General features: G+C 31.0%; 20 protein-coding genes. All 20 read right to left on the bottom strand.

Annotation, left to right across the window (positions count from 1 at the left end; all coding sequences use genetic code 11):
* Position 1: 1 nt before the first annotated feature.
* The 20 genes from Q0997_RS17840 to Q0997_RS17745 all read right to left on the bottom strand — a co-directional run bounded on the left by Q0997_RS17840 (position 2) and on the right by Q0997_RS17745 (position 24,418).
* The gene (locus Q0997_RS17840; RefSeq protein WP_299891400.1) at positions 2 to 1,231 is read right to left on the bottom strand and encodes an ABC transporter permease; all 1,230 of its coding nucleotides are present in this window, start codon (positions 1,229 to 1,231) and stop codon (positions 2 to 4) included.
* Positions 1,224 to 1,925 (bottom strand): ABC transporter ATP-binding protein, encoded by a 702-nt coding sequence (locus Q0997_RS17835; protein WP_299891397.1) that lies wholly within the window; start codon positions 1,923 to 1,925, stop codon positions 1,224 to 1,226. The genes Q0997_RS17840 and Q0997_RS17835 overlap by 8 nt, the downstream gene beginning before the upstream one ends.
* A 138-nt stretch (positions 1,926 to 2,063) precedes the next feature.
* Positions 2,064 to 2,279 (bottom strand): hypothetical protein, encoded by a 216-nt coding sequence (locus tag Q0997_RS17830; RefSeq protein WP_299891394.1) that lies wholly within the window; start codon positions 2,277 to 2,279, stop codon positions 2,064 to 2,066.
* Between the two features lie 37 nt (positions 2,280 to 2,316).
* Positions 2,317 to 2,865 (bottom strand): DUF420 domain-containing protein, encoded by a 549-nt coding sequence (locus tag Q0997_RS17825; RefSeq protein ID WP_299891391.1) that lies wholly within the window; start codon positions 2,863 to 2,865, stop codon positions 2,317 to 2,319.
* A gap of 18 nt (positions 2,866 to 2,883) precedes the next feature.
* Positions 2,884 to 3,639, bottom strand: a complete 756-nt coding sequence (locus tag Q0997_RS17820; RefSeq protein WP_299891388.1) for an SCO family protein — start codon at positions 3,637 to 3,639, stop codon at positions 2,884 to 2,886.
* The gene (locus Q0997_RS17815; protein ID WP_299891386.1) at positions 3,626 to 4,360 is read right to left on the bottom strand and encodes a hypothetical protein; all 735 of its coding nucleotides are present in this window, start codon (positions 4,358 to 4,360) and stop codon (positions 3,626 to 3,628) included. Before Q0997_RS17815 ends, Q0997_RS17820 begins: the two co-directional genes overlap by 14 nt.
* A 109-nt stretch (positions 4,361 to 4,469) precedes the next feature.
* Entirely contained in the window at positions 4,470 to 4,850 is a 381-nt protein-coding gene (locus tag Q0997_RS17810) for a cytochrome C oxidase subunit IV family protein (protein ID WP_299891383.1), read from the bottom strand.
* 63 nt (positions 4,851 to 4,913) lie between these two features.
* The gene (locus Q0997_RS17805; protein ID WP_299891380.1) at positions 4,914 to 5,912 is read right to left on the bottom strand and encodes a cytochrome c oxidase subunit 3; all 999 of its coding nucleotides are present in this window, start codon (positions 5,910 to 5,912) and stop codon (positions 4,914 to 4,916) included.
* A 139-nt stretch (positions 5,913 to 6,051) separates the two neighbouring features.
* Positions 6,052 to 6,633 carry a cytochrome c oxidase subunit 3 gene (locus tag Q0997_RS17800; protein WP_299891377.1) on the bottom strand — a complete coding sequence of 194 codons (582 nt, stop codon included), beginning with the start codon at positions 6,631 to 6,633 and terminating at the stop codon, positions 6,052 to 6,054.
* Between the two features lie 3 nt (positions 6,634 to 6,636).
* Positions 6,637 to 7,530, bottom strand: a complete 894-nt coding sequence (gene cyoE, locus Q0997_RS17795) for a heme o synthase (RefSeq protein WP_299891374.1) — start codon at positions 7,528 to 7,530, stop codon at positions 6,637 to 6,639.
* Between the two features lie 105 nt (positions 7,531 to 7,635).
* Entirely contained in the window at positions 7,636 to 8,262 is a 627-nt protein-coding gene (locus tag Q0997_RS17790) for a hypothetical protein (RefSeq protein ID WP_299891371.1), read from the bottom strand.
* A gap of 69 nt (positions 8,263 to 8,331) precedes the next feature.
* Positions 8,332 to 8,952, bottom strand: coding sequence for a hypothetical protein (locus tag Q0997_RS17785; protein ID WP_299891368.1), 621 nt, complete (start codon positions 8,950 to 8,952; stop codon positions 8,332 to 8,334).
* Positions 8,953 to 9,195: 243 nt separating this feature from the next.
* A complete protein-coding gene (locus Q0997_RS17780) occupies positions 9,196 to 11,310 on the bottom strand; it encodes a gliding motility protein RemB (RefSeq protein WP_299891365.1) in 2,115 nt (704 codons plus the stop codon).
* A gap of 127 nt (positions 11,311 to 11,437) precedes the next feature.
* Positions 11,438 to 12,232, bottom strand: coding sequence for an energy transducer TonB (locus Q0997_RS17775; protein ID WP_299891362.1), 795 nt, complete (start codon positions 12,230 to 12,232; stop codon positions 11,438 to 11,440).
* Between the two features lie 118 nt (positions 12,233 to 12,350).
* A complete protein-coding gene (locus Q0997_RS17770) occupies positions 12,351 to 13,073 on the bottom strand; it encodes an energy transducer TonB (protein WP_299891359.1) in 723 nt (240 codons plus the stop codon).
* 48 nt (positions 13,074 to 13,121) lie between these two features.
* Positions 13,122 to 13,514, bottom strand: a complete 393-nt coding sequence (locus Q0997_RS17765) for a VanZ family protein (protein WP_299891357.1) — start codon at positions 13,512 to 13,514, stop codon at positions 13,122 to 13,124.
* Positions 13,507 to 13,887 carry a glycine cleavage system protein GcvH gene (gcvH, locus tag Q0997_RS17760; RefSeq protein WP_299891354.1) on the bottom strand — a complete coding sequence of 127 codons (381 nt, stop codon included), beginning with the start codon at positions 13,885 to 13,887 and terminating at the stop codon, positions 13,507 to 13,509. The genes Q0997_RS17765 and gcvH overlap by 8 nt, the downstream gene beginning before the upstream one ends.
* Positions 13,888 to 14,109: 222 nt before the next feature.
* Positions 14,110 to 21,477 (bottom strand): cell surface protein SprA, encoded by a 7,368-nt coding sequence (sprA, locus tag Q0997_RS17755; RefSeq protein ID WP_299891351.1) that lies wholly within the window; start codon positions 21,475 to 21,477, stop codon positions 14,110 to 14,112.
* Positions 21,478 to 21,483: 6 nt separating this feature from the next.
* Positions 21,484 to 22,065, bottom strand: a complete 582-nt coding sequence (ruvA, locus tag Q0997_RS17750) for a Holliday junction branch migration protein RuvA (RefSeq protein ID WP_299891348.1) — start codon at positions 22,063 to 22,065, stop codon at positions 21,484 to 21,486.
* Between the two features lie 58 nt (positions 22,066 to 22,123).
* Positions 22,124 to 24,418 carry an NADP-dependent malic enzyme gene (locus tag Q0997_RS17745; protein ID WP_299891345.1) on the bottom strand — a complete coding sequence of 765 codons (2,295 nt, stop codon included), beginning with the start codon at positions 24,416 to 24,418 and terminating at the stop codon, positions 22,124 to 22,126.
* Positions 24,419 to 24,558 lie beyond the last annotated feature (140 nt).

Raw genomic sequence — 24,558 nt, 5'->3', positions numbered from 1 at the left:
ATTAGTCGTCTCTTAATGCTACAATAGGTTTAATACGTGATGCTTTTTTTGCTGGTAAATAACCCGCAATTCCACCAGCTACAATTAATGTAAAAGTAGCTCCTATAATAGTAGAAGTGCTTACACCTGCATCTTTTATAAAGTATTTTTCTAAGCTTGGACCTGCCAATTCTACAACTCCCATACCTATAAATAAACCAACAAAACCAGCTATTAAAGTAATTAGAATAGACTCTATTAAAATAATAGAAACGATAGATTTTGGAGATGCTCCTAAAGCTTTACGAATCCCTATTTCTTTTGTTCTCTCTTTAACAATAAAAATCATAATATTACTTATACCAACAACTCCCGCTATTAGTGTACCAAAGCCAATAACTAAAATAATAATACCTAAACCGGTAGTCATTTGATTTATAGCCTGAGCCTCATTAGCTAAATTCCTTACTCTAATGGCTCTTTGATCACTTGAAGCTACAGAGAATCTATCTTTTAGCTTTTCTGTAATAAGATTACTAAAATCAAGAGCTTGATCAAATTTTAAATTTGGATTATATGTTAAATTAATTTGATCTACATAATCATTATTACCATAAACTTGTTGAGCAGTTGTTAACGGCATATATATTAGTCTTTCTTCATTATCGCCACCATCATCTTCAAAAACACCAACGACCTTATATTGAATGCCACTAAGATTAATATATTTTCCAACAGGTGTTGTCTTTATAAACAAATCCTCTTCAACCAAACGACCAATAACAACTACTTTTGTCTTATTTTCCATATCTGACTGATTAAGGAAACGACCATAAGTAACTTTTGTATTTTCTAAGTATTGGTGATCTGGATGACAAGCTCTTACTGTATAACTATTTTTCTCATTTCTAAAAGAAGCATTTACATTTCTATATAATCTTGAAGTAATATATTGCACTTTATCTCCAAACTCTTCCTTTATATAATCGTAATCTTTATTTTTAAATTGAATGCGTCTTCCTGCCTGTAAACCATTACTAGCCTTAGTTGTTCTACCTGCTCTAATAAATATAGAATTTGATGCATCATCAACAAAAGCTTCCGCAAAAGTATTTTGAAGTCCGTTAGCTACACCAAAGAGTATTGCGAATAGCAATATTGCAAATGCAACAGTAAATCCAGAAAGTAAACTTCTGGTTCTGTTCATGTTAATACTTTGAAATATTTCCCTCCAAAGGTCTCTATCAAACATATTGAGATGCTCTTACTTGTTCAACAAATGTATCTTCCATAATAACACCATCTTTAAGACGCACAATACGTTTACACATATTAGCAATATCTTCTTCATGTGTTACCATTAATATTGTTTTACCTTCATCGTTTAAAGACTGGATAAATTCCATAATCTCATGTGACGTTTTAGTATCTAATGCTCCCGTAGGCTCATCTGCAAGTAATAATTTAGGATTTGCAGCCAAAGCTCTTGCAATTGCTACACGTTGTTTTTGCCCACCAGATAATTCATTTGGCAAATGATCTGCCCAATCTCTTAAACCTACTTTTTCTAAATGGAATAATCCTTTTTCAATGCGTTCTTTACGTTTTAAACCTTGATAGTATAATGGCAAAGCAACGTTATCTAATGCATTTTTATAATTGATTAAATTGAAAGATTGAAAAATAAAACCAAGAAACTTATTACGATAAATTGCAGCTTTCTTTTCTGTTAAATTCTTAATAGGCACATTATCTAAAACATATTCTCCTTCATCTGCTTCATCTAACATTCCAATAATATTAAGTAATGTCGATTTTCCAGATCCTGAAGATCCCATAATAGCTACCATCTCTCCACTTTCGACAGAAAGATCTATACCTTTTAAAACATGTAAACTGGAATCACCTATTGGATAAGACTTGTGAAGCTTATTGATTTTCAGCATAATTGGTCGGTTTTTTTGATTGATGTTTCTATTACATCATATTCATTAGACTACAAAGGACAAAAATTGTTACAGGAATTTTGTAAAATATATGTTAAAAAGAAAAAATTAGAATAACACAACCTATTTGGCAAGCTCTTATTTAACCTTAAAATACTTGCGATATATATAATAACCTACACCAAAAACTAAGATATACGGTATTGCAGCTAAATATATAATACCATCATTTATACTTTTTGCTGTGCCCATACCTTCTTCACTTTCTAATACAGCTCTGCACATTGCGCATTGTGCATTACTCTTTAGAAAAAAGAGAAAAGAAAAAAGAAATACAATGGCTTTTGCTTTCATAACTTAAAAGATTCTTTGCACGCTATAAATAACATATTTAGATATAGTAAGGCGATATCATTAAATATACTATAACACCAGTAACTGCTACATACAACCATAATGGAAATGTAATTTTTGCAATTTTTTTATGGCGTTCAAAGTTATTTGTAATCGCTCTAACATAGGTAATTAACACAAATGGAATAACAACAATGGACAATAAAATATGCGTTAGTAAAATAAAAAAATAAACATATCTAATCGTTCCTTCTCCACCAAACTTAGTAGAATCACTGGTCATATGATACGCAATATACATAAGCAAAAATGCTACTGATAAGGTAATTGCAAACTTCATTAATCGTTCATGCAATTTTCTATTTCCTTTCTTAATCGCTAAAACAGCAATAATTAAAACAACAGCTGTTAAACCATTAATAGCAGCATAAATTGGCGGCAAAAAAGTTAATGGCTCTACATCAATGCCCAAGTCTTTTAATTTAACAGCAAACAAACCTGCTACTGCTACTGGAATAAATATAGATAATATTACAATCCATTTATTGTATTTCTTTTCGTCTTGTATATTTTCTTGTGTACTCATATTTTACTCTCAGTGTAATTACTCGTTTAAAAGTATTTTAATGTCTTCTTTTAGCATGGTAATTTCTTGTTTATTACCATCTTCATCCGTTTTTTCTTTTTCACTAATAATCCCTTTATAGAATATTTTAGGGTTTCCAAAGTCATCTGTACGCGAACGAATAAAACCATTTTTATCTATTAAAGCAAAATCGCCTGAATGCGCAAAACCTAATTCTCCGTCTTCTACATCTCCAACGTAAATATTAAAACCTGTATTAGCTAAAGCATGAATCTTTTCTTGCTCCCCTGTCATTAAATTCCAATTAGGATTAGTAACCCCATAATTTTCAGCATAAGCTTTTAAAATCTCAGGAGTATCTGTAGCAGGCATAATTGAAAATGATGCTATTCCAAAATCTTTATTATCCTTAAACACGTCTTGAACAGATACTAAATTTCTATTCATTCTTGGACAAATAGTAGGACATGTAGTAAAGAAAAACTCCACAACATAAACTTTACCTAGATAATCCTCTTGTGTTATCGTTTTACCATCTTGATTGGTAAAACTAAAATCTGGCACTTTTTTAGGCTCTCCTTCTATTTTAATAAACGATAAAGCAGATGCCTTCTTTTCTTCTTCAGTAAATTTTGCTGCCGGCTTGCTTCGGTTTTCATTATTAACAACCACTTTATTATCCTTTACTCTATTTACTATTTTTGGGATAAAAATAATACCGAATAATAAAATAATAAAAGCTATACTGATGTATGAATAGTTATTCTTTTTCATCTGTTTCTTTATCTGGATTTAACTCTTTAGCTCTTCTATTTGATGAATCTATCTTATTTCTACCAGACTTTCTATATTCTTCTAATAGAACACGCATATCTTCAGCAGCTAATTTGTTTTTAATTATTGAAACTTCTAAAGCATTATAAGCCGTTAAAGGTCTAATTTTATCTTCTGCTTCAATTTCTTTTTTAGTTCTATCGTCTAATCTACCTCGCTGGTTTAATTCTTTATCAATAACAAAAACACTACTAGTAGCATAAGAACCATCTAAACGCAAACTTGATCTTAAACTATTAAACAACTTATTCATATCGCTCTCACTAGCATAAACAAAATGCCAATACTTATGCTCGCTGTATTTATTTAGTTCTTGTATTAATCGTTTCGTTTCTTCCACAGCATCCTGAGACACCAGCATTACGACTTGAAACTTTTTAAAGCCTTTAAACTTATTATAAATAAGTTCTTTTAAATTGGATGCTTCTACAATTTTAGATTCTGGATTACTTCCTAAAAAGCCTAAAACAGTAATATGATCTTTAAGCAGAACTTCTGAATTAGTAACAGATGATAAATTTGAAATATCTAAGACTTCCTCTTTAACTATATCTAATACATTATAGTTATTTGTTGAAGGATACAACATGAGTAAAAAGGCTACTGGTAAGAAAAATAATACGCCTAAGATGATGTATTTTTTAGTCTGCTTTTCACTCATATAAATTCAAATTTATTATAGGTACAAAAATAAAAAAGGTGGTTTAAATAAACCACCTTTTACTATCTTTTAACGCTTTACTTTTATAGTAAAGCAGAGGTGATTTTAATTAAAAATCACGTTTTACATATCCGTCTGTATAAACGCTTTCAATATATCCTCCTTCTTGTAAAAGGATAAATATTAAATAGCAGATAAGGAAAATTGCAGTCCATACTACCATGCGTCTTAACGCTTTAGTTTCATCACGCATGTGCATGAAATCCCATGTAATATAATATGCTTTTACAATAGTAAGTATAATAAATATCCAGTTAAGGCCTTTCATTCCAAGAACTTGAGACATTAATGACTCAGGCTTGTAAATACCTAAAACAACTTCTACTGCTGTAACAAGAGAAAGAAAAATTAAAACACCCCAAATTTTTTGAGTGTTAGATTTAAACTTTAATAAACCTCTAAATATTTCTAATTTATGTTCGTGTGCCATGTTTTAATATGCTTTTATATAGATTTCCTTTTTTAAAGAAAATGATAATAATACTTTTAAAAATTATACTAAGTAGAAGAATGTGAATACAAATACCCAAACTAAATCTACAAAGTGCCAATATAACCCTACTTTCTCAACCATTTCATAGTTCTTACGTCTTTCGTAAGTACCAATAATAACATTGAAAAAGATAATAATGTTAATTACAATTCCAGAGAATACGTGAAATCCGTGAAATCCAGTAATAAAGAAAAAGAAATCTGCAAATAATGGCGAACCATATTCGTTAACTTGAAGATTAGCACCATGCACTACTAGTTTACCGTTGTCTTTAATTTGCTTTAAAGACTCTGCTCTAGATAATACCGTTTTTTCTCCTTCTTCATTAATAATTTGAGTCCTTACTAATACATTTTCATTTGCTGCTAAACCAGCATAAACTTCTTCTACTGAATATTCAGGAAGCGTACTTTCTTGAACAAACCATAAACCATTCTTTCTTTCGTGCTCTGTTCTATATTTTTCTGTTGCATGCGTAAAATCTTTTACAGCAACTCTTTTAAATACTTTTTCACCATCTATAGTTTTGTACTCACCAAATTGAAGAATATTACCTCCTTTAGTTTGTACAGCACCATAATCACCTTTAATAAATGTTCCCCATTCCCAAGCTTGAGAACCAACAAATATAATACCTCCAATAATGGTTAAGAACATATACCATGTTACAGCATTCTTTTTCATATGGTGACCAGCATCTACAGCTAATACCATAGTTACAGAAGACATAATTAATATAAACGTCATAAACGCTACATAAATCATTGGATAATTACCATGAAAAAATGGTACGTGAGTAAAAACTTCATCTGCAATAGGCCAAGAATCAATAAATTTAAATCTTGAAAAACCATAAGCAGCTAAGAAACCTGAAAAGGTTAAAGCATCGGAAACGATGAAAAACCACATCATCATTTTCCCGTAACTTGCTTTTAATGGTTGGTTTCCACCACCCCAAGTTTTAGTTTCTGTTTCAGTAGTTGCAACTGTAGTGTTCATATAGTTGGATTCGTTTTTTTTAATATGGCACAAAAATAATCATTTTCTTCTTCTAAAGAAATGTTAAAGTGTAATTTTTAAGCCCTATTTAATATGATTAATTATTTCTTTTTTTTGCATGCGTTTTTCTACTTAAAATCTAGGCTACAAAATAGAGTAGTAAATATAGAAACACCCACAGTATATCAATAAAATGCCAGAATGTACCTGCTAAGGTTAACCCTAACATTTTGTTAGCTATATATTTTTGTTTAAAATGATTATAAATTACAACTAGCAGGCAAAATAGTCCAACTGCAACGTGTAAAATATGTACAAAAGCAATTAAAAATATAAAAGATGCTTTTGGATTACTTGTTTCTCCTGTTAAATAATACCCAGAATTAATTAAGGTATTAAACCCTTCAAATTGCATAAATATAAAAACAGTTCCTAATACTAGTGTTAGTATTAAAAACAATGATGTCATTGCTCTATTTCCGCTTTTTAATGCGCGTTTAGCGATAATAAATGTGATACTACTTGCTATAATAACAAAAACACTGTACAGAAAAATTTGTGGTAATTGTAAATCGTCTGACCAATCTGGTCTTGTTCGGCTAATAATAACTGCACTTGTTAATCCAGCAAAAGACATGAACAAAGAAATAAGGCCAAACCATAGCATCATCTTCTTTGCACGTTCATTCTTCTCTTCTAATGTGCCTTGAGTTAAATCCATAACTTATCTAATAAATTTATCTATAACGTAAACAATTTGTATAAATGTGATATAAGAAACACTTGCTAACATTAATTGCTTAGCCGATTTTTCTGTCATTTTTTTAAACAACTGAATCGCATAGTACAGCATAAATAGTCCTGCTCCAAAAACAATAACTGCCGAAACAATTGTTAATTTTAATTGTCCAGTGACTCCAAAAACAGGAACGATAGACACTAAAATGGTCCAAACCGTATAACTAATAGTTTGTACTGCAGTTCCTTTATCTTGTTTACCTGTAGGCAACATAAAGAAGCCCCCTTTTTTATAATCGTTATACAAAAACCAACCTATAGCCCAAAAATGTGGGAATTGCCAAAAAAATTGTAGTGCAAATAATACTCCAGGCTCAATACTAAAATCGTTAGACGCAGCTACCCAACCTAGCATAAATGGTATAGCACCTGGAATAGCCCCAACAAAAACAGCCAATGGGGTTTTTGTTTTTAAAGGCGTATAGACACAAGTGTATAAAAATATAGAAACAGCACCAAACATAGCTGTTTGTGGATTAATACTATATAATATAGTAATTCCTAAAACAGTAAAAATGGTAGCAATAATAAATGCCGTTCTTACAGTCATGCGACCAGCAGGAATAGGACGATTTTTTGTTCTATCCATTAGAGCATCAAGGTCTTTTTCTATAATTTGGTTATAGGCGTTAGAAGCACCAACCATAAAATAACCACCAAAAGCTAATAATATTAATGTTGTGAAATTAACAGTTTCTACACCAAGTAAATAACCTGCTACTGAAGAAAACACCACGCTTAATGCTAAACGCATTTTTGTGATTTCTTTAAAATCTGAAATCCAATTGTGTTCTATTGGTGTTGATGACGTTCTTCCCAAAACAGTACCTGTTTTTTTTGCTTTTGCAAAGATACGCTGTAAAAGTAGATTTATAACAAAAAATCACAAGGTTTTTCCTTGTGGTTTTTTGTTATAATTATTAAATTAAGAAACGGAAATAACTTTGAAACTCTTTATCTGCCAATTATTATCTTTTTTCTCTAAAAGATAAAGTGTATAGCTTGAGTCTAAACCAGAACGATAAACACCTACAGCTACTACTGCTTTATCTTTTTCAGATGAAAAAGAAACTTTAGAAAAACTCACAACACCATCAATTCCACTTTCTTTTTTCTCTTCTCTATTTATAAATTGTTGTTCTACAAAAATTATATCTTCTTTATTTAGTTTTTTAAATGCTTCTATGTTTATAAAACCCTCAGAATTATTATTCAAATTTTGCAATAAGACATACTCTTTTTCACTTAGGTTAATATGTTCAAATAGTTTTTCTGACTTATAAACTCTAAATTTATTTGGAATATTTTCAATTTTAGAATTTACAAACTTCTTGTATATAGCGTATTTAATTTTCTCTATATTAGAAAAATCAACCTTTTTAAGTGGCTCTATACTATCACTATTTTTATATATTGGTGGAGGTGCAGGAACATATTTAGGTATTAGTATAGAGTTATATACTTTATTAACAACTTTAATATCCTCGTTAATATTTGTTTTACTCGAACACGAAATAAAAACAAACGTTAATAACATTATTAGATAATTCATTTTTAATTGCATATACTACTGTTTTCTAAATTGAGAACTAAAAATATTTAGTAGATTATTAATATAAAACTAATTATCATAGATAAACTTCTCTGCCTTAGGTTGAAAAATAAGCGGAGCTATTAATCTATGTTCAATCCATTCTCCATTTGTTTTTTTATAAATCGATATGCTCATTGATGTTTTTCTCTTTATACCAACCAATGCAATTTTCTTATCTAAAGAATAAATTGGTTTTGAAATATAAATCATTTTTGAATCATTTTCATTATCTACTTTTTCCTTAAATAATTCATTAACCAATTTTAAATCCCATTTAGTATTATGTTTCTGAGATATTAAATGCTCATACTGTTTTAAATTAAAAATTGAATCTAATATTGAATCTCCTTTAATAATTCCTATATCTTGTTTTAGACTATCTAAGCCTTTCAAATTATTCTTTTTTTCATCTTTATATAATTTGTTTACGATTGAAACCACATACTCATTATTATTATTTAATTTTAAATCAGTAATTCTATTTGACACTTGAGTATTAGTTGTTTTTATAATTTTATTTAATATTAAATAATCATCATTTACTTGATTTTGCTCTTTATTAATACACGAAAAAAATAATATACATAAAATTATTGTACATCTAAATTTATTCGCAAGCACTCCCTTTAATTGGTACTGATGGATCATATTCATTATTGTTTTGTTCTGTTATCATTATATTATTTGCTTCTACTCTCTCATTCTAATTTAAAACTTCTTCAAATAAATCAGTTCCTAACATAGTTCCCCAAGCTAAAGAAATACAAAAAGCAGGAGTTACCCAGCTAGCGCTCGTCTGCGACGAGTGCAAATAAAGAAAAGACAAGAACGTCACTCGTCACAGACGAGCGCTAGTTATGAATAAATATTTTTACTTAATAAATTATTATACTAATAATCAAAATACCAATTAAATAAATCTGTTCTTAAGCCAACATTAAACCAAACAGCACTATTATTTAGAGTTGATAGGGTTTCAAACTCTGGATTAAAATTGCGGTAATTAATATTTGCAAATAACTTTAAATTAGATGCTGGATTAATAAGGTAACCTGCTTGTAAACTAGCATTAATGGTATTGGTTTTTATACCTTGACCAATTGTTACTCCTGTATCGAACGGGCGATCTTCTTCATTTCTAAAAATATCACCGCCATAATTAAAATTATCTGTACCATCATTAACATCAAAACCTCTAACTCCAGCAATCATTTTTACTTCACCAAACCAACGTTTTAATCTATAACGGCCTATTAACACCATTTCTCTAAAATTTGCACCCCATAAATGTGCCATGGGTTGGTTATTGTGTGCATAATTAAGCGTTATACTATTATGAGAATAAGTATATGGCCTTACTTGGTTATATTCTGCCTGCAACATTAAGTTCTTTACTTTAAAAGCATCGTAATACTTTGCTCCTAATTGGTAACCAAATTTATTTTTCCAACTTTTATTACCGCCTTTTACATCTCCTAAAGAGAATTCATCTATAATAAACTGCCCGTAAAAATTAAGATTGTCACTCCATTTGTATTTAGAAGAGAAACCAATAATAGCATTCCCTGCATCTTGTCCCGTTTCGAATTCTATAGCGCGATAAAATATAATAGGGTTTAGATAATTAATATCAAAACCACGATCGTTTGTATTTGCCCAAATTACAGATTCGAAAAAGCCCACATTTAAACGCTTACTAACATTCCAACTTAAATAATGATTGGCTATATATTTAGATAAAAAAGCACCATCTTCTTTTATTGTTTCCGGCCTTAAATCTTTTAACCATGTATAGGTGTTGGTATATTTTATTTTCCAAAACTTGGTATTTAATTTAAAAAAAGGATATGGACTAGCCACATCACTTTGTAATAGTGAGCGATAACCATCACCAATAAAGTTTTTACCATGTCCAAATTGGATATTAATAAACTTTGCTGGCGTGTAACTTAAATAAGCTTCTGCTACTGGATAATCGTAAGAATCCTTTTTAAATCGTTTAGCTATACCACGACCAGGAATAACAGCTGGGCTATTATCTGCTGGTGCTAAGCTTTCTGCATAGTTATTATAATATTGAGGAAAGCGACCTTGACTTTCATAAACTTGAGCAGAGAAGTTAAATTTCTTACCTAAGCCACCTTGAATATTTACACCTCTTGTATTATTATATGTTGATCCAAAACTAGCATCAGTATCTTTTCCTACTTCCAGATCGAAAATAGGATCTATAACAAACCAATAATCTTTACTTTGAACTCTTGCTAAATGTTCGTTCCATAGTTTTCTACCAGTCCAAGATTTGGTTTCTTTTTTAAGTGCTAATTTTTCTGCTTCAAAATCATGATATTTAGAAACATCTTCAAAAATAAATGGTTTTGCAGCCGTATGACTATTAGTACCTACTAAATTAATTGCACGATCGAATCTTGCATAATCACTATGCGTAAAAGGAATATTTAACTGGCTCTTGTATCGTTTATTTGTATAAGGTTTAATTGATGCTTTTACACTATCAAATTCGGCTTTGGCTTTTTGTTCTAATATAGAAAGTTCATTTTCGTTTTCTTTTTGAGCTGCTAAATCCTCTAATGATACCGTTTGGTCTTCTAATGGTATCTTTAAAGCTATAGAATATTGCTTATATGTTGGATTACCATTATATGTTGCTGGTTGCACTTTAGGAAATGATTGTATTACTCTTTTAGCCTCATCTTTTAGTTCTTTATAAATGGCATCTACATACATGGTTCTAAAAACACCTGTTGTATCTACCTCAAATAAGATAACAACATCGCCTTTATAATTCTCTTGAGATACTTTTTCTGGTACTTTATAGTTTTCGAATAATAATTTGAAGACCTGATTGTCAAAACATTTTTGAAGATTATCTAAAGTTTCGTTTTCACAAGTTTCAAAAACTGGTGATTTCTCGTAGGTTATATCTTCTTGAGCAGAAACAACATATTGAAAACAAAAACATAAAAGTAATAAGCAGTACTTCATAAAAGTAATAAGCGGTTAAATTTTCTTGAAAGATACTGTTTTTAATTTTTTTGTTTAATTGTACAAAACAAAAATATCCCGCGAAAAGCGGGATATTAATTTTGATTGATGATTGATGAAAGAACTCTTAGTGTACTTTAAATGTAATAGGCAACATATACGATACGTTAACTGGTTTTTTATTATTCTTACCAGGTTCCATTTGCGGTATTTTATTTACCACACGTATTGCTTCTTTTTCTAATTCATCATGTGGCGCTCTTACTTTTTCTATTTCAACGTCTCCATTTTTATTAATTTTAAAAGCAACTAAGATTTTTTGTTTACCTCTTAAACCTAATTCTGCTCCAAGGTCACCATTAAATTTTCTTTGAATAAGTTTGCTTAATTTATCACTCATACATTTTCTTCTTTCATTGTTATTTTTTGCTTTTTCACAACCTGGATAGATTGGTACTTTTTGTACAGCTAAAATATTAACCGTCTCTTCTACCTCAACAACATCTATTAAAGGATCATCAGTATCAACTACTTTAACAGGTTTTGTTGGCTTAGTAATTACAAGAATATCTTCAATTGCCTTTTCAATCTTTGTATCATTATCTACAGCCTTGATCTGATCTGATTTCTTTGGCTTCTTTATAGGCTCTGGCTTCTTTTCTTTTACCTTCTCTTCAATAACAAACTTTTTTTGCACTATTTCGTAGATAGTATGATCTTCTACAGGACCCATAGTATATACATCTGCTTTAATAGCAAACGTAGCCTCTAAAGCAGTGTAGCTAGCCAGCAAACAGAGTATCAAGCCTATTTGAAAGTAAAGCGTTGAGTTTTTTTGTAAATTTGCATCATGCTTGTGTGATTTCTGCACAGTTTTCTCGTTTTGGCGAACGAGACTGCGACTTTCTTTTGAATTGTTCATAATAATTAAAGTTTATATGTTAATATTATGAAGAAAACACAATAAGCATACCAAAAACAAAAATCCCGCTACTTAATTGTAACGGGATTTTTAATTATGATATAAAGACTCTATTTATTTAGTCTTGTACATTAAATGTAATTGGTAAGAAGAACGTTACCTTAACTGGCTTTCCACGTTGTTTACCTGGTTTCATTTGAGGAATTAATCCTACTACACGACGTGCTTCTTTTTCTAATTGTGGGTGCGGCGCACGTGTTTTAACATTTGTAATGTTACCTATTTTATCAATAGTAAAGAATACATTAATTTTTTGTTTTCCACTTAGTCCTAATTCGCTACCTAATTCAGTATCAAATTTTCTACCAACAAGTTTGTTGATTTTATCAGACATACACTTTTTCTTCTGTGCATTGGTTCCTTTTTCACAACCAGGGAAAATTGGTACATTTTCAATTACCGCGAAAGAAACTTCTACATCTTCCTCAACTTCCTCTACTTCTACTTCTTCAATCTCAACAATTTCTTCTTCTTGAGTAGTTTCAGTAGATTCGATTACTGTTTCTTCAATTTCCACTTCATCTTCAACAACATCAATTACTTCTGGTGCTGGTGGCGGTGGCGGTGGTGGCGGTGGCGGTGGCGGTGCTTGATTTGTAATTGGGATTTCCTCTTCCAATTCATCTTCAACATCTATAAGACCTTGATTATATACTTTACTATCGTATGTTTTGTAATTGATAGCAAAGTATGTTAATGACAACATTAACACCATACCAACTGCAAAATATAGAGAACTATTTCTCCCTACGTTTGATTTTGGATTCTTTTTAAGTTCCATAAATTTAAAATATTGTTTGTCGTGACTGCTAAAATAACTATTTATTTATCAAAAAAGCAAGGTATTATTATTTTTTAACACCTCTTTCTTGAGACTTAATATAATAATAGCTGCAATAATTGTTCCTATAACATTGGCTATAACATCATTAACATCACATTGTCTGTTTACTGTTATTAGCCCTTGCAACACTTCTATTGCAATACCAAAGCATACCGAACATAAGAAAGCATAGCTTAAAGCTTTAACTTTGCTTAGCTTTTTATTAAAAAAAAAAGCTAAGAACCAAAGTAATGTAAATATTAAATAAGCTAAGGCATGAAATAGTTTATCACTATTAGATGGTAGTTCTTGAGTGACTGTGTTTATCTTAAATAAACTTAACGCTGCAAGAACAATACTATAAATGATACTAATTAATAAACTATATTTTTTAAGCACCAATTAATGCTTTATAATCTTCCGCAGATAATAAATTGTCTAATTGTGAAACATCAGAACATTTAATTTTCACCATCCAACCATCTCCATAAGGATCTGTATTTACCTTTTCTGGCTCATCTTCAAGTGACTCATTAAATTCTATAATCTCACCAGAAACTGGAATAAATAAATCTGAAACCGTTTTTACTGCTTCAACAGTACCAAAAACCTCTTCAATCTCTAAGGTTTCGTCAACAGTTTCTACTTCTACATATACGATATCACCTAATTCACTTTGCGCGAAATCTGTAATACCAACGGTTACTGTATCACCATCGATTTTTATCCATTCGTGGTCTTTTGTATATTTTAATTCTGCTGGAATATTCATTGTATTTTATTTATAATTTTTACAAATGTATTTAATAGTATTGGTATTTCAAACACAAATCTATACCATTTAGCATTATAAATTACCGTAATAAAACGTCCATATTTCACTTTCTACTTCTTAAGAAAAATAAACCATAACTAAGGCTATGCTTTATTTTTATTAATTGTATAAAGCAAAAACAACCATTTTCTTTAACAATAATTTATAATGCTAATGGTATTAATTACCAAAGTTATATCTTAAAGTAATACCAGAACGTATTGTAGTTTGTGGAAATGCAGTAGATATAGCATACTCTGAGAATGTATAATCAAAGTAAAAAATACCAGTTAAGTTTTTACTAAATGAATAATTAGCATTATACTTTATACCGTATATAGTTTGACCATTTGTAATTTGATTGTTCTCTAGATCCAAATACCTAATAATCGTTTTGTTATCTCTTAATGATAGGTTTGCTTCCATAACTAAATCACTAACAATACTCTTTTTTGGCCCAGCTAATTTAGATTTAATTTTCACATCTTTAAAACGATATCCTAATCCTAAAGTATATTCTTTTCCTTGAATCTCTGTCATTAAATTATTATCAAAACTTAATGATAATAATCTATCTTTACGTACTTCAGCTAGAATTTTAACTGAGTTTTTCATTTCCATATCTATTCTAACTAATGGACTAAATAACTCTGTTAAATTTACATTACTATATATTTCTTCATTTTTAAAATTACCCGCTTGATCTAAATCATCGTTTGGTTGCAAGGCATAATCTATATTATAATTAATACCATTAAAATCTAGATTAGTTCTAAACTGACCAACACTATAATCTGAGCGATAACCATGTGATAAAGAGAAACGTTTAAATCGTTTCTTAAACCACTTTAATTTCATTAAACCTGTATATTTAAGATCCCAGTTTGGAATAGGTATACTTCTTAAAGCTCCTAATTTAGCTTTATTAGCTTTCTGCCCAGAATATGCACTAACAAATGCAGGTAATAATACTGCTTGACTTGTTTTACCAAAACCTAAAGGATAACCTTCAGCATCTAAATTATTAGGATCTGTAATATCTATACCACGTTCTTGGGCTAAACGTTGAGCAATTATTAATCTATTACTTCTAAAATCATCAAACGCTTGAGATTGATTCTCATCACTTTTTCCAAATGCTGTTGGTAAAGTAAAAGCTGAAATTCTAAAATTACCAAATGTGTTAGGTGTTAATGATTGGTACTCACCATTCTCAACTCTATAGTTTTCTGTGTAATTTTCTGCGTAAGTTCTAAAACCTACTAAATCTATTTTTAAATCTTTTATTGGTTCTAAATTAGCTGAAACATCTAATTGCCTTGTTAAATTCTTAGTATACTGCTGGTTAAAATCCGGAAAAACAGTTAGCCATCCATTTCTTGCTGCACGCGCTCTTACGTCACGTTGACTTCCAAATGTATATCCTAATGTAGGTTTAGATGTACCTATAAAACCTGGTGTATCTAAATAACCCGGAATAAATGTTCCATTATTTTCGGTATAATTAACTTGAATTCTTTTAACACTAGTTAATAGACCAATACCAAAATTATATAAGCCATTTTTTTTCTTTTTTGGCTTTTGAGCTGTTTTAGCATCTTTATCTTTTCCTCTTGGAGGCGTACTATTTCTCTTTCTACTTACTTTACCATTTGATCTTCTGTTTCTCTTCTTAGCTATACCTAAATATTTATATAACTTATTCATATCAAAAGTAGAATTGATATTATGAGAGTTTCCGTTAGAAATAGTATTACCTAAATCGTATGTATTTGTAGTAGTAACTCCATTAGCATCTGTTGTTTCAATTGGAAGATTCCCATATAAATCTGATCCTTTTTGCCATTGAAATTGTCCTGTATAAGCATATTGTACTTTTAAGAAACTTAAAGTAGGGATTTTATTTAAAGGTAATTCATAATTAACACCTAATAATTGAGAACGCCTATTAGGATCTCCAACATCAAAATAGCCATCCCAAACACCTAATGTAGGATCTTGCTCTCCGCTAATATCACCATCTCTAAAATAGTTTCTAACAATATTATTATTAGCTACTGCAAAGTTTAATGATAATGCTTGCGTTAAATTCCAATTTACATTTGTTTGAAAATCGAAGGTATAATTCCTTCTGTATAATTCTTCAAGACCAATATTATTACCTCCTAATTCTACTTCTCTAAAACGTTGTCTATTAAATTGCCTATTATAATCTGTATTAACAGATAAACTTGTTGGTAATACATTAATATTAAAATCTTTTAAAAGTTTCCAATATTTACCAGTAAATAATGAATCATTTTTCTTGAATGGTTCTACTACTTTAGGTTCAAAACTGTAGGCATAATTAACTCCTGTACGAACTAATTTATCTACGGAGCGTTCTATTTCAAAATCTCTATGGTCTACCTTATTAAAAGAATGATTAAAGGTTAGATTCTCTACATCATAAAAGCGTGGTTTAGAATCTCCTGTTCTAACTTTCCTAACACCAATAAAATTAATACTTTGACGTTTAGTGAATTCTTCAGACTGTTCACGAATTGTCTCACGTTCTTCATTTGTCTCGGCAGCATCTAATCGAGTTTGTAATTTTATATCTTTATATTGTTGATCATATTCAGGAGTAATTATCTCTTCACCTTGACCATAATTAAATGGAATTTGTAATCCCCATTTTTTTGGTAATAACTGCCCTACATTAATATTAGTAACAACATCATATTGTTTAACATCTTCACGACTTCTCTCTTGCGGTCCTTGATCTACCGATCCAAAACCAGCAGTACTCATACGACCAGTAGCACTAACATTCATAAAATCTGCAAAGTTAGTATCCATATTTAATACAGCTGCCCAACCACCTTCATTATCAAGACCAGATAAACGTAATTCGTTAAACCAAATTTCTCCACATTGGTCAAAATCTGTAGCATTTTTAACACCAACCATTAAAGTTCTTACAGCACCAAAGTTTGGATTACCTTTAATTGCTAATCTATGCTGTCCAGCTACATAATCTGTAAATTGACCTCCTGTAGGAACTGGAATAAGTTCTCCATTAACTAAATCGTAAAAAGTTGCTGTAGGATTCGCTAAAGTTCCATTAGATATCCCTATAGATTTTATTTGCTGAAGAAACTCTAAATCTAGATTAATTTCATTTGCATTAGGCCATAAAGCTTCACGAGATACACCTTGAGATACCTGTAAAGGAATTTCAATTTGGTAATAGTTTTGCGTTAAATCATTACCAATACGAATAAAACCTACTAAATCATTATCTCCTAACCCTGGAGTTTCACCTTCTTCGGCATGTAAAAACATTCTTAGTCGCTTATATTGACGCATATCTACGTCAATATTTTTATACACCGCTCTTGAATCTTTTGGCTGTAAATCACAAACATTTACTACTAAAGCTTGCTCGTTTTGATCAATAATTGAGTTATTATTATTTAATCGTTCTGGATCTACTCCTGGAGGCGATTGATAACTACCATCATTTTCTAAGGTACTTATCGCTCCAACAGAAAAATCTGTATCACCAAAATTTGGAGGTGTTGGACCACCGTCTAAAGCCAATTGAAAACGTCTCCAGTCACTTCTCACTAGTTCTAATGTTCCAAAACGCAATGTTGTTTGCTCTTGAAAACCACTTAAGAACATACGTGTAAAACGAATAGATCTAAAATCTGTAATTCCATTTACTCTATTATATTGAGGTACCGTTGGGTCATCGAATGTAGCAAGCGGTACATTTACAGGGACCCTAAACTGGTACCAACGTACTTGCTCTGTATCTCCATTAGGCAATACACGAGATACATTTTTTAAATCAACAATAAACTCACCTATTGGGTTTGTAGGTGTAATTTCTGCTAAATCATTTTCTGGTAAATTCGCTCTTGTTAGTTCTAAGTTATACTGAAAATAACTATCTATTGTATTCATCGTGTTGTCACGATTAATATCTTCTACATCTGGTTGCGTTGTAGATCCTCGATTGGTATCACTAAATGTATCTGGGGAATTACCGTCAACACCATTATATCTTTTATAACGTTCTAAAACATCTCCATCTGTATTTAAATAATAGGTGTAATTATCACCCGATGTATCATTAAGTCCTGCAATGTTTCCAGGCATAGTTAAAGGCATTCCAGCAATAGTTTCATCTACAATAGTACTTTCTTCGGCATCATCATATCCATCATAACCAACATCTTGATTAGTACGTTCTTGTCCTTCTGTATCAAAAGCATAAATTAATGCTTGGTTTTGAGGTATGGCATAAGGTGTTACACTTAAATTTTCAAGTAATGAAACATTACCATCATCTGGTAAACCGTTTTCATATTGTTTCTTACCATCTTTAAGTATATCTTCAGAAATGCTTCCTAAATTAAAGACTAAAGTACCTCCTGGATTTAATGGGTTCTCTTGAAAAGGATCTTGAAGCCAGAACTCAATATACTCTACATTTGCTTGTTCAAAATCTGTAGAAGATATTTGCCTAGTTATACCTGCCCAACTATTATTAGGATTTTGTATCGTTGTCCCATCTGCAGCAATATTGTTTGGATCAAAATTATATGGCCCACGCTCATCTGGATAGTACGTTAAATCTAAAGTATTTAATACTGTTGTTTGTCCTTGAGCAATATCTTGCTGAGGAAATAGCTCTTGAACAAAGACACGTGAAGTATATAATCCAGAAACATCATCATCACTTAAGCCACTAGGACGTTGATTACTATAAAAAATAGGATCAATAGTATACCAGTTTAATAATGCTCTACCATAACCATTTCTAAATCCTTTTTCGTTTGTTCCAGGAGTACCAGCTGGTAATTCTATAGGTCTACTTGACATACGCCATGCTTGAGCAGATTTTAAATCCACACCGTTTTGTGTGCCTTCAAAATCATCAATATAAGCTGTAGCTTCCCCATTAAAGTCTGTTCCCTTTGGAGCACCTGGTAATAAATAAGCAAACTCACCTCTAACCGAAAGGTTTGATGGCGCATCTGTATCTATGTTTGGTAGCTTATTGGCTAATCTTGTAAAAAATGGAACTTCGGTAGAATAGTTACCATTAAAACCTAAGATAGTATTATTAATTGGCTCACTATTATAATTGGCTTTTTGGGTAATTGGTCTTTCATTTAAATTAATGTAAGTACCACCTATAACAAAGTTTTCATTAAATTTATGTTCAACATTTAAACCCGTAAAACGTTTAGTTTGTTGACCAAAAATAGAGTTACTTTCTGTAGTTACTTGAATAGGTGTGTTTGATGCCTTTAAAGCTTCATCTAAAATTTGAACACGACCTAATTGGTAATTTACCGTATAATCTACACCTTCTACTAAAACACGACCGCCAGCAGTAACCTTGACTGATCCTCTTGGAATATTGAAACCACCAATAGGAATACCATCGCCGCCTTGCGATTTATAACGTCCTTTGATTTGGAATTTATTTTTTTCAATCTCGTCTAGCGCAGCTGTTTTTGTGGCTTTATATAATAAATCGTATACGTATTTTTCTTGATTCTCATTTGTGTAAACATCTGCTTCATAATCTAAAGCATTATTTGCTGTATTACTATCATTATCTAATATATCAAATAAATAGCGCCCAAAAGGCTCGACTTTTGTAAATACAATTTTACCGTTTTGAGGAATCACTGTCATTGACGGTACAAAATCAAAGAAACCGTCTCCTCCAGTTTGCGGATCATTATTAAAGTTTAGCCTATCAAAATTGAATAATTTTAATAATGTTGTTTCATTAATAGCAACATCATCACTTGGATCTATTGTATTATTAATATCAAATAATGGGAATGGTTCTCCAGCAACTGGATTTATATAATTTAACGGTGTAGATTCGTTATAGAAAATATTTAATTTAAAATCTTCTTGACTTAATTGATAAGCACCAGTATCATAGATGTTCTTCATCATTAAATCCCAAATTGGAAGAGAGACACTTGTTATACTACTTTTTAATAATTTTAAAATTAAATTATTATTAGTAACAATTGTTGTTGGGTCTCCAGAACTATTAGTTCCATTTTCTACATCGGTAGCTTCTAATCCATCATTAGCAAATTCACCAACTTGGTAGACTTGTCCGCCAACTGTAAATTGATACGCCACAGCTAAAACCTCATCATTATTTAGCCTTTGATTTAAGGAAATATAACCTAATTGCGTATTTAATGTATATTCTTGACCTTCTGTAAGTTTCCTAGTATTCTCTAATTTAGCATAATCGAATCCTTCATTAAAACCAGGCACTAAAATACCTTGTTCTACTGTAGCAATATCTCTAATTGCATCTGTAATTTGCGATCCTGCTCCACCAATATTAGTTGGGTCTAAACGGTTATTTTGATTGCTTGGAAAAGCATCTGGTCCCGCTGTTACTTGTACTCCTGGGTTACCAATAATAGCAGATTCACCTAAATCTTGTAGTGCTACAATATTTCTTACATTTTCTGTACGGTTACTTCTATTAGTTACCCATACTTCAGCTCTTGTAATTTGAAGTCCGCGGTTATCTATAAAAGGATATCTGCTTAATGATTTATCGTAAGTATCTCTAAAATATTGCGCTAAGAAAAAGTGACGATTCTCATCATAATCACGAATAAAGAAATCGAATTCATCTAAAGTTCCGCCGCCTTGAGCAACTACAGAACGAGAGTCTGATTTTTGTTCAGAAAACACACCTGTTATGGTTGTTTTACCAAACTGTAATTGCGTTTTTACACCAAATAAACTTTGTGCTCCTGTAATTAGCGAGCTATTTAATGGCATACTAACGTTACCAACTTCTATTTTTTGAATAATATCGTCTTCTGTTGGTGTATATTCTAATTTTACTAAATTTTGAAAATCGAAAGTTGATTCTGTATCATAATTAGCAGTCACTTGTAACCTTGTCCCTACTTTACCTAATAAACTTAAGCTTATACGTTGGTCAAAATCGAATGTAAAATTACTTCTATTTCTTGGTGAAAAAGACGGGTTATCTTGTTTTGTAAACAAAATTCCTAAATCCATTTCTATAGATCCTTGAGGAACTACCTCTATAGTGTTTCCTCCAAAAATACTTTCAAAAAATCCTGAGTTAACATAAAACTCTGGTAGTAAATTTTTCTTTTGTTCTTCAGAATCTCCTTTTTTTCCATCGAAAGCATCGATTTTATCTTGATAATAGCTTTTTAAAGATTCTTTAAAAACTAAATCTTGATATTCTTTTGGTGTTAAAATTAACGGGTAATTAATACTAAAACTACCTACTGTCTCTGTATAAACGTAACGATCAATAACTGGATCATACGTATATTTAGACTCTATACTATTAGGGTTTGGCATTTCTATATTACCTAAACTAAAACCTGTTTTTACTGAATCCTGTTCTACTGTAGGATCTGGATCTTGAGCATAAGTAATGAAAGACAGCAATAAAGCTGCTAACAATAGTATATTCTTTTTAATTGATTTATGAAAAAATAGGTTAGTTGTATTCAAAATCTATTATAAATTTTTAAGAGCTTGTTTAATAATGGCTTCAACTGAAGCCTCAGGTTGAGCTACGACAACTTTATCGACAACTCGTTCTGCTTGTTTTTTTGCAAAACCAAGGACTTCTAAAGCAGATAACGCTTCATCTTTGTTGGTATTGTTTCTATTAACAGAAACTTCATCAATATCGTATATTTTAATGATTTTATCTTTTAAATCGATAATAACTCGCTGTGCTGTTTTAGCACCAATTCCTTTTATAGATTGAATAAGAGCTACATCTTCTGTAGCAATACCTTCACGAATTTGTTTAGGTGTTAAAGAAGATAACATTGTACGTGCTGTATTAGTACCAATCCCACTAACAGAAATAAGTAATCTAAAAATTTCTCGTTCTGCTTTAGTAATGAAACCATATAAACTGTGAGCATCTTCTTTTACTTGAAGATGTGTATATAAATGCACGTTTTCTTGGTCTGGAATTTGAGAAAATGTATTAAGCGAAATATTTAGTAAATATCCAACTCCATTGCAATCTATGACAACGTCGGTTGGATTTTTCTCCACCATTTTCCCTTTTATATGTGTAATCATTTACCTGCGAGTTCTTAAGCCATCAAATGTAATAAAAATTCTTAGACTAAAAACGGAATCATTTCCCTGTCTTTTTTTTATCACCTTTACTCTTTTGTTGTGCATCTATCACTGCAATTGCAGTCATATTTACAATTTCATCTACACTAGCATCTAACTGAAGAATATGAACAGGTTTACGTAATCCCATCATAATTGGTCCAATTGAGTCTGCTTTATTCAATTCTTTTAACAACTTATAAGTAATATTTGCTGATTCTAAATTTGGAAAAATGAGCGTATTTACTTTCTTACCTGACAATTTTGAAAATGGAAATATATCTTGCAACATTTGACTGTTTAAAGCAAAATCTGTTTGCAGTTCACCATCAACTAACAAATCTGGATGTCTACGATGTAAATAAGAGACTGCTTCTCTTACTTTAGTTGCTGTCTGGTCTTTTGAAGATCCAAAATTTGAATAACTAGTCATAGCCATAACTGGTTCCAATCCAAACATTTTAACAACACCACTTGTCATTTGAGCAATCTTAATTAAATCTTTAGCGGATGGATTAATATTTATAGACGTATCACTTAAAAACATTGGTCCTCGTTCGGTCATCATTACATTTGTGGTTGCAATTCTTGTAGAACCAGGCGCCAAACCTATAAGTTCTAACATTGGTTTAACAACCTGAGGATAACTACGTGAGTAACCAGAAATTAAAGCATCTGCATCTCCTTGATTAACCATCATTGCAGCAAAATAATTTCGCTCTCTCATTAACTTTTGAGCTTCTAGCAAAGTTACACCTCGGCGTTTACGTTGTTGCCAATACACTTGAGCATATTTATTTTTTTGCTCAATTTGTTCATCATGTTTTGGATCAATGATTGGTACATTAGCATCAAACTCTATTTCTTGTTTAAGTTGCTCAATAACTTCTTTTCTTCCTAAAAGAATTGGAAACGCTATACCTTCATCATAAACTATTTGCGCAGCTTTTAACACATCTATATGATCTGCCTCAGCATAAACTACTCGCTTAGGTCCTGTTTTAGCACGATTTAGTAATAATCTAACTATTTTATTATCTGAACCTAAACGTTGTAATAATTCATCTTTATACTTTTCCCAGTCTGTAATTGGTTCTTTTGCTACTCCACTTTCCATTGCTGCTTTAGCAACAGCTGGCGGTACTTCTGCGATTAAACGCGGATCAAAAGGTTTAGGAATAATATAATCTTTCCCAAATGTTAAACGTGTTTCTCCGTATGCTATGTTAACTTGTTCTGGTACTGGCTCTTTTGCTAAGTTAGCTAGAGCTTTTACAGCAGCCATTTTCATAGCTTCATTTATAGCTGTAGCCCTAACATCTAATGCACCTCTAAAAATAAATGGAAAACCTAATACATTATTTACTTGATTAGGATGATCACTACGACCAGTTGCCATAATTATATCGTCTCTAGTGTCTATTGCTAATTGATATTTTATTTCAGGATCGGGATTAGCCATTGCAAAAACTATGGGATTAATAGCCATTGCTTTTAACATCTCTGGAGACACAATATCTGATGTAGACAAACCAATAAAAACATCGGCATCTTTCATAGCCTCATCTAGAGTATCTATTTTTCTGTGTGTAGCAAATTCTGCTTTCTGTGAAGTTAAATTATCTCTATCATCTCTAATAACTCCTTTACTATCTAACATGACCACATTTTCACGTTTAGCTCCAAAAGCTAAATACAAACGTGTACATGAAATGGCTGCAGCTCCAGCTCCACTAACTACAATTTTAACGTCTTCAATATTTTTCTCTGAAAGTTCTAATGCATTTAACAAAGCTGCAGCTGAAATAATTGCAGTACCATGTTGATCATCATGCATTACTGGAATATCTAATTCCTCTTTTAATCGCCTTTCAATTTCAAATGCTTCTGGTGCTTTTATATCTTCAAGATTAATACCTCCAAAAGTTGGTGCTATATTTTTTACGGTTTGAATGAACTCTTCAATATTTTCTGTTCCAACTTCAATATCGAAAACATCAATATCTGCAAATATTTTAAAAAGCAACCCTTTTCCTTCCATTACAGGCTTAGAAGCTTCTGGGCCTATATTACCAAGTCCTAAAACCGCAGTTCCATTAGAAATTACAGCTACTAAATTACCTTTAGCCGTGTATTTGTAGACATTATTTTTGTCTTTTTCAATTTCTAAACAAGGCTCTGCTACTCCTGGAGAATATGCTAATGCCAAATCTCTTTGCGTTGCATATTTTTTAGTAGGAACAACTTTTATTTTCCCTGGAGTTGGTTTAGCGTGATAGACTAATGCCTCTCTTCTTTTACTCTGTTTGCTCATAATTTAGCGTTTACTCTGACTTACAAATGTAATAAATACTCAATCATTTTAGACTACGGTTTTAAAATTGATTTCTCTAAATTTTAAAATTAATTTTAAATGTAATAAGGCTTCAAAAATGACTATAAAAAATAATATAA

Source organism: uncultured Lacinutrix sp. (assembly GCF_947500325.1).
Classification (GTDB): Bacteria; Bacteroidota; Bacteroidia; order Flavobacteriales; family Flavobacteriaceae; genus Lacinutrix.
Note: the sequence above shows the minus strand (reverse complement) of the source record. Positions and strands in the feature narration are given on the sequence as shown.

Bases quoted from the DNA above. Each gene is read 5' to 3' on its own strand.
- Q0997_RS17840 (WP_299891400.1), bottom strand. From the start codon at position 1,231: ATGTTTGATAGAGACCTTTGGAGGGAAATATTTCAAAGTATTAACATG.
- Q0997_RS17835 (WP_299891397.1), bottom strand. From the start codon at position 1,925: ATGCTGAAAATCAATAAGCTTCACAAGTCTTATCCAATAGGTGATTCC.
- Q0997_RS17830 (WP_299891394.1), bottom strand. From the start codon at position 2,279: ATGAAAGCAAAAGCCATTGTATTTCTTTTTTCTTTTCTCTTTTTTCTA.
- Q0997_RS17825 (WP_299891391.1), bottom strand. From the start codon at position 2,865: ATGAGTACACAAGAAAATATACAAGACGAAAAGAAATACAATAAATGG.
- Q0997_RS17820 (WP_299891388.1), bottom strand. From the start codon at position 3,639: ATGAAAAAGAATAACTATTCATACATCAGTATAGCTTTTATTATTTTA.
- Q0997_RS17815 (WP_299891386.1), bottom strand. From the start codon at position 4,360: ATGAGTGAAAAGCAGACTAAAAAATACATCATCTTAGGCGTATTATTT.
- Q0997_RS17810 (WP_299891383.1), bottom strand. From the start codon at position 4,850: ATGGCACACGAACATAAATTAGAAATATTTAGAGGTTTATTAAAGTTT.
- Q0997_RS17805 (WP_299891380.1), bottom strand. From the start codon at position 5,912: ATGAACACTACAGTTGCAACTACTGAAACAGAAACTAAAACTTGGGGT.
- Q0997_RS17800 (WP_299891377.1), bottom strand. From the start codon at position 6,633: ATGGATTTAACTCAAGGCACATTAGAAGAGAAGAATGAACGTGCAAAG.
- Q0997_RS17790 (WP_299891371.1), bottom strand. From the start codon at position 8,262: ATGAATTATCTAATAATGTTATTAACGTTTGTTTTTATTTCGTGTTCG.
- Q0997_RS17785 (WP_299891368.1), bottom strand. From the start codon at position 8,952: ATGATCCATCAGTACCAATTAAAGGGAGTGCTTGCGAATAAATTTAGA.
- Q0997_RS17780 (WP_299891365.1), bottom strand. From the start codon at position 11,310: ATGAAGTACTGCTTATTACTTTTATGTTTTTGTTTTCAATATGTTGTT.
- Q0997_RS17775 (WP_299891362.1), bottom strand. From the start codon at position 12,232: ATGAACAATTCAAAAGAAAGTCGCAGTCTCGTTCGCCAAAACGAGAAA.
- Q0997_RS17770 (WP_299891359.1), bottom strand. From the start codon at position 13,073: ATGGAACTTAAAAAGAATCCAAAATCAAACGTAGGGAGAAATAGTTCT.
- gcvH (WP_299891354.1), bottom strand. From the start codon at position 13,887: ATGAATATTCCAGCAGAATTAAAATATACAAAAGACCACGAATGGATA.
- ruvA (WP_299891348.1), bottom strand. From the start codon at position 22,065: ATGATTACACATATAAAAGGGAAAATGGTGGAGAAAAATCCAACCGAC.
- Q0997_RS17745 (WP_299891345.1), bottom strand. From the start codon at position 24,418: ATGAGCAAACAGAGTAAAAGAAGAGAGGCATTAGTCTATCACGCTAAA.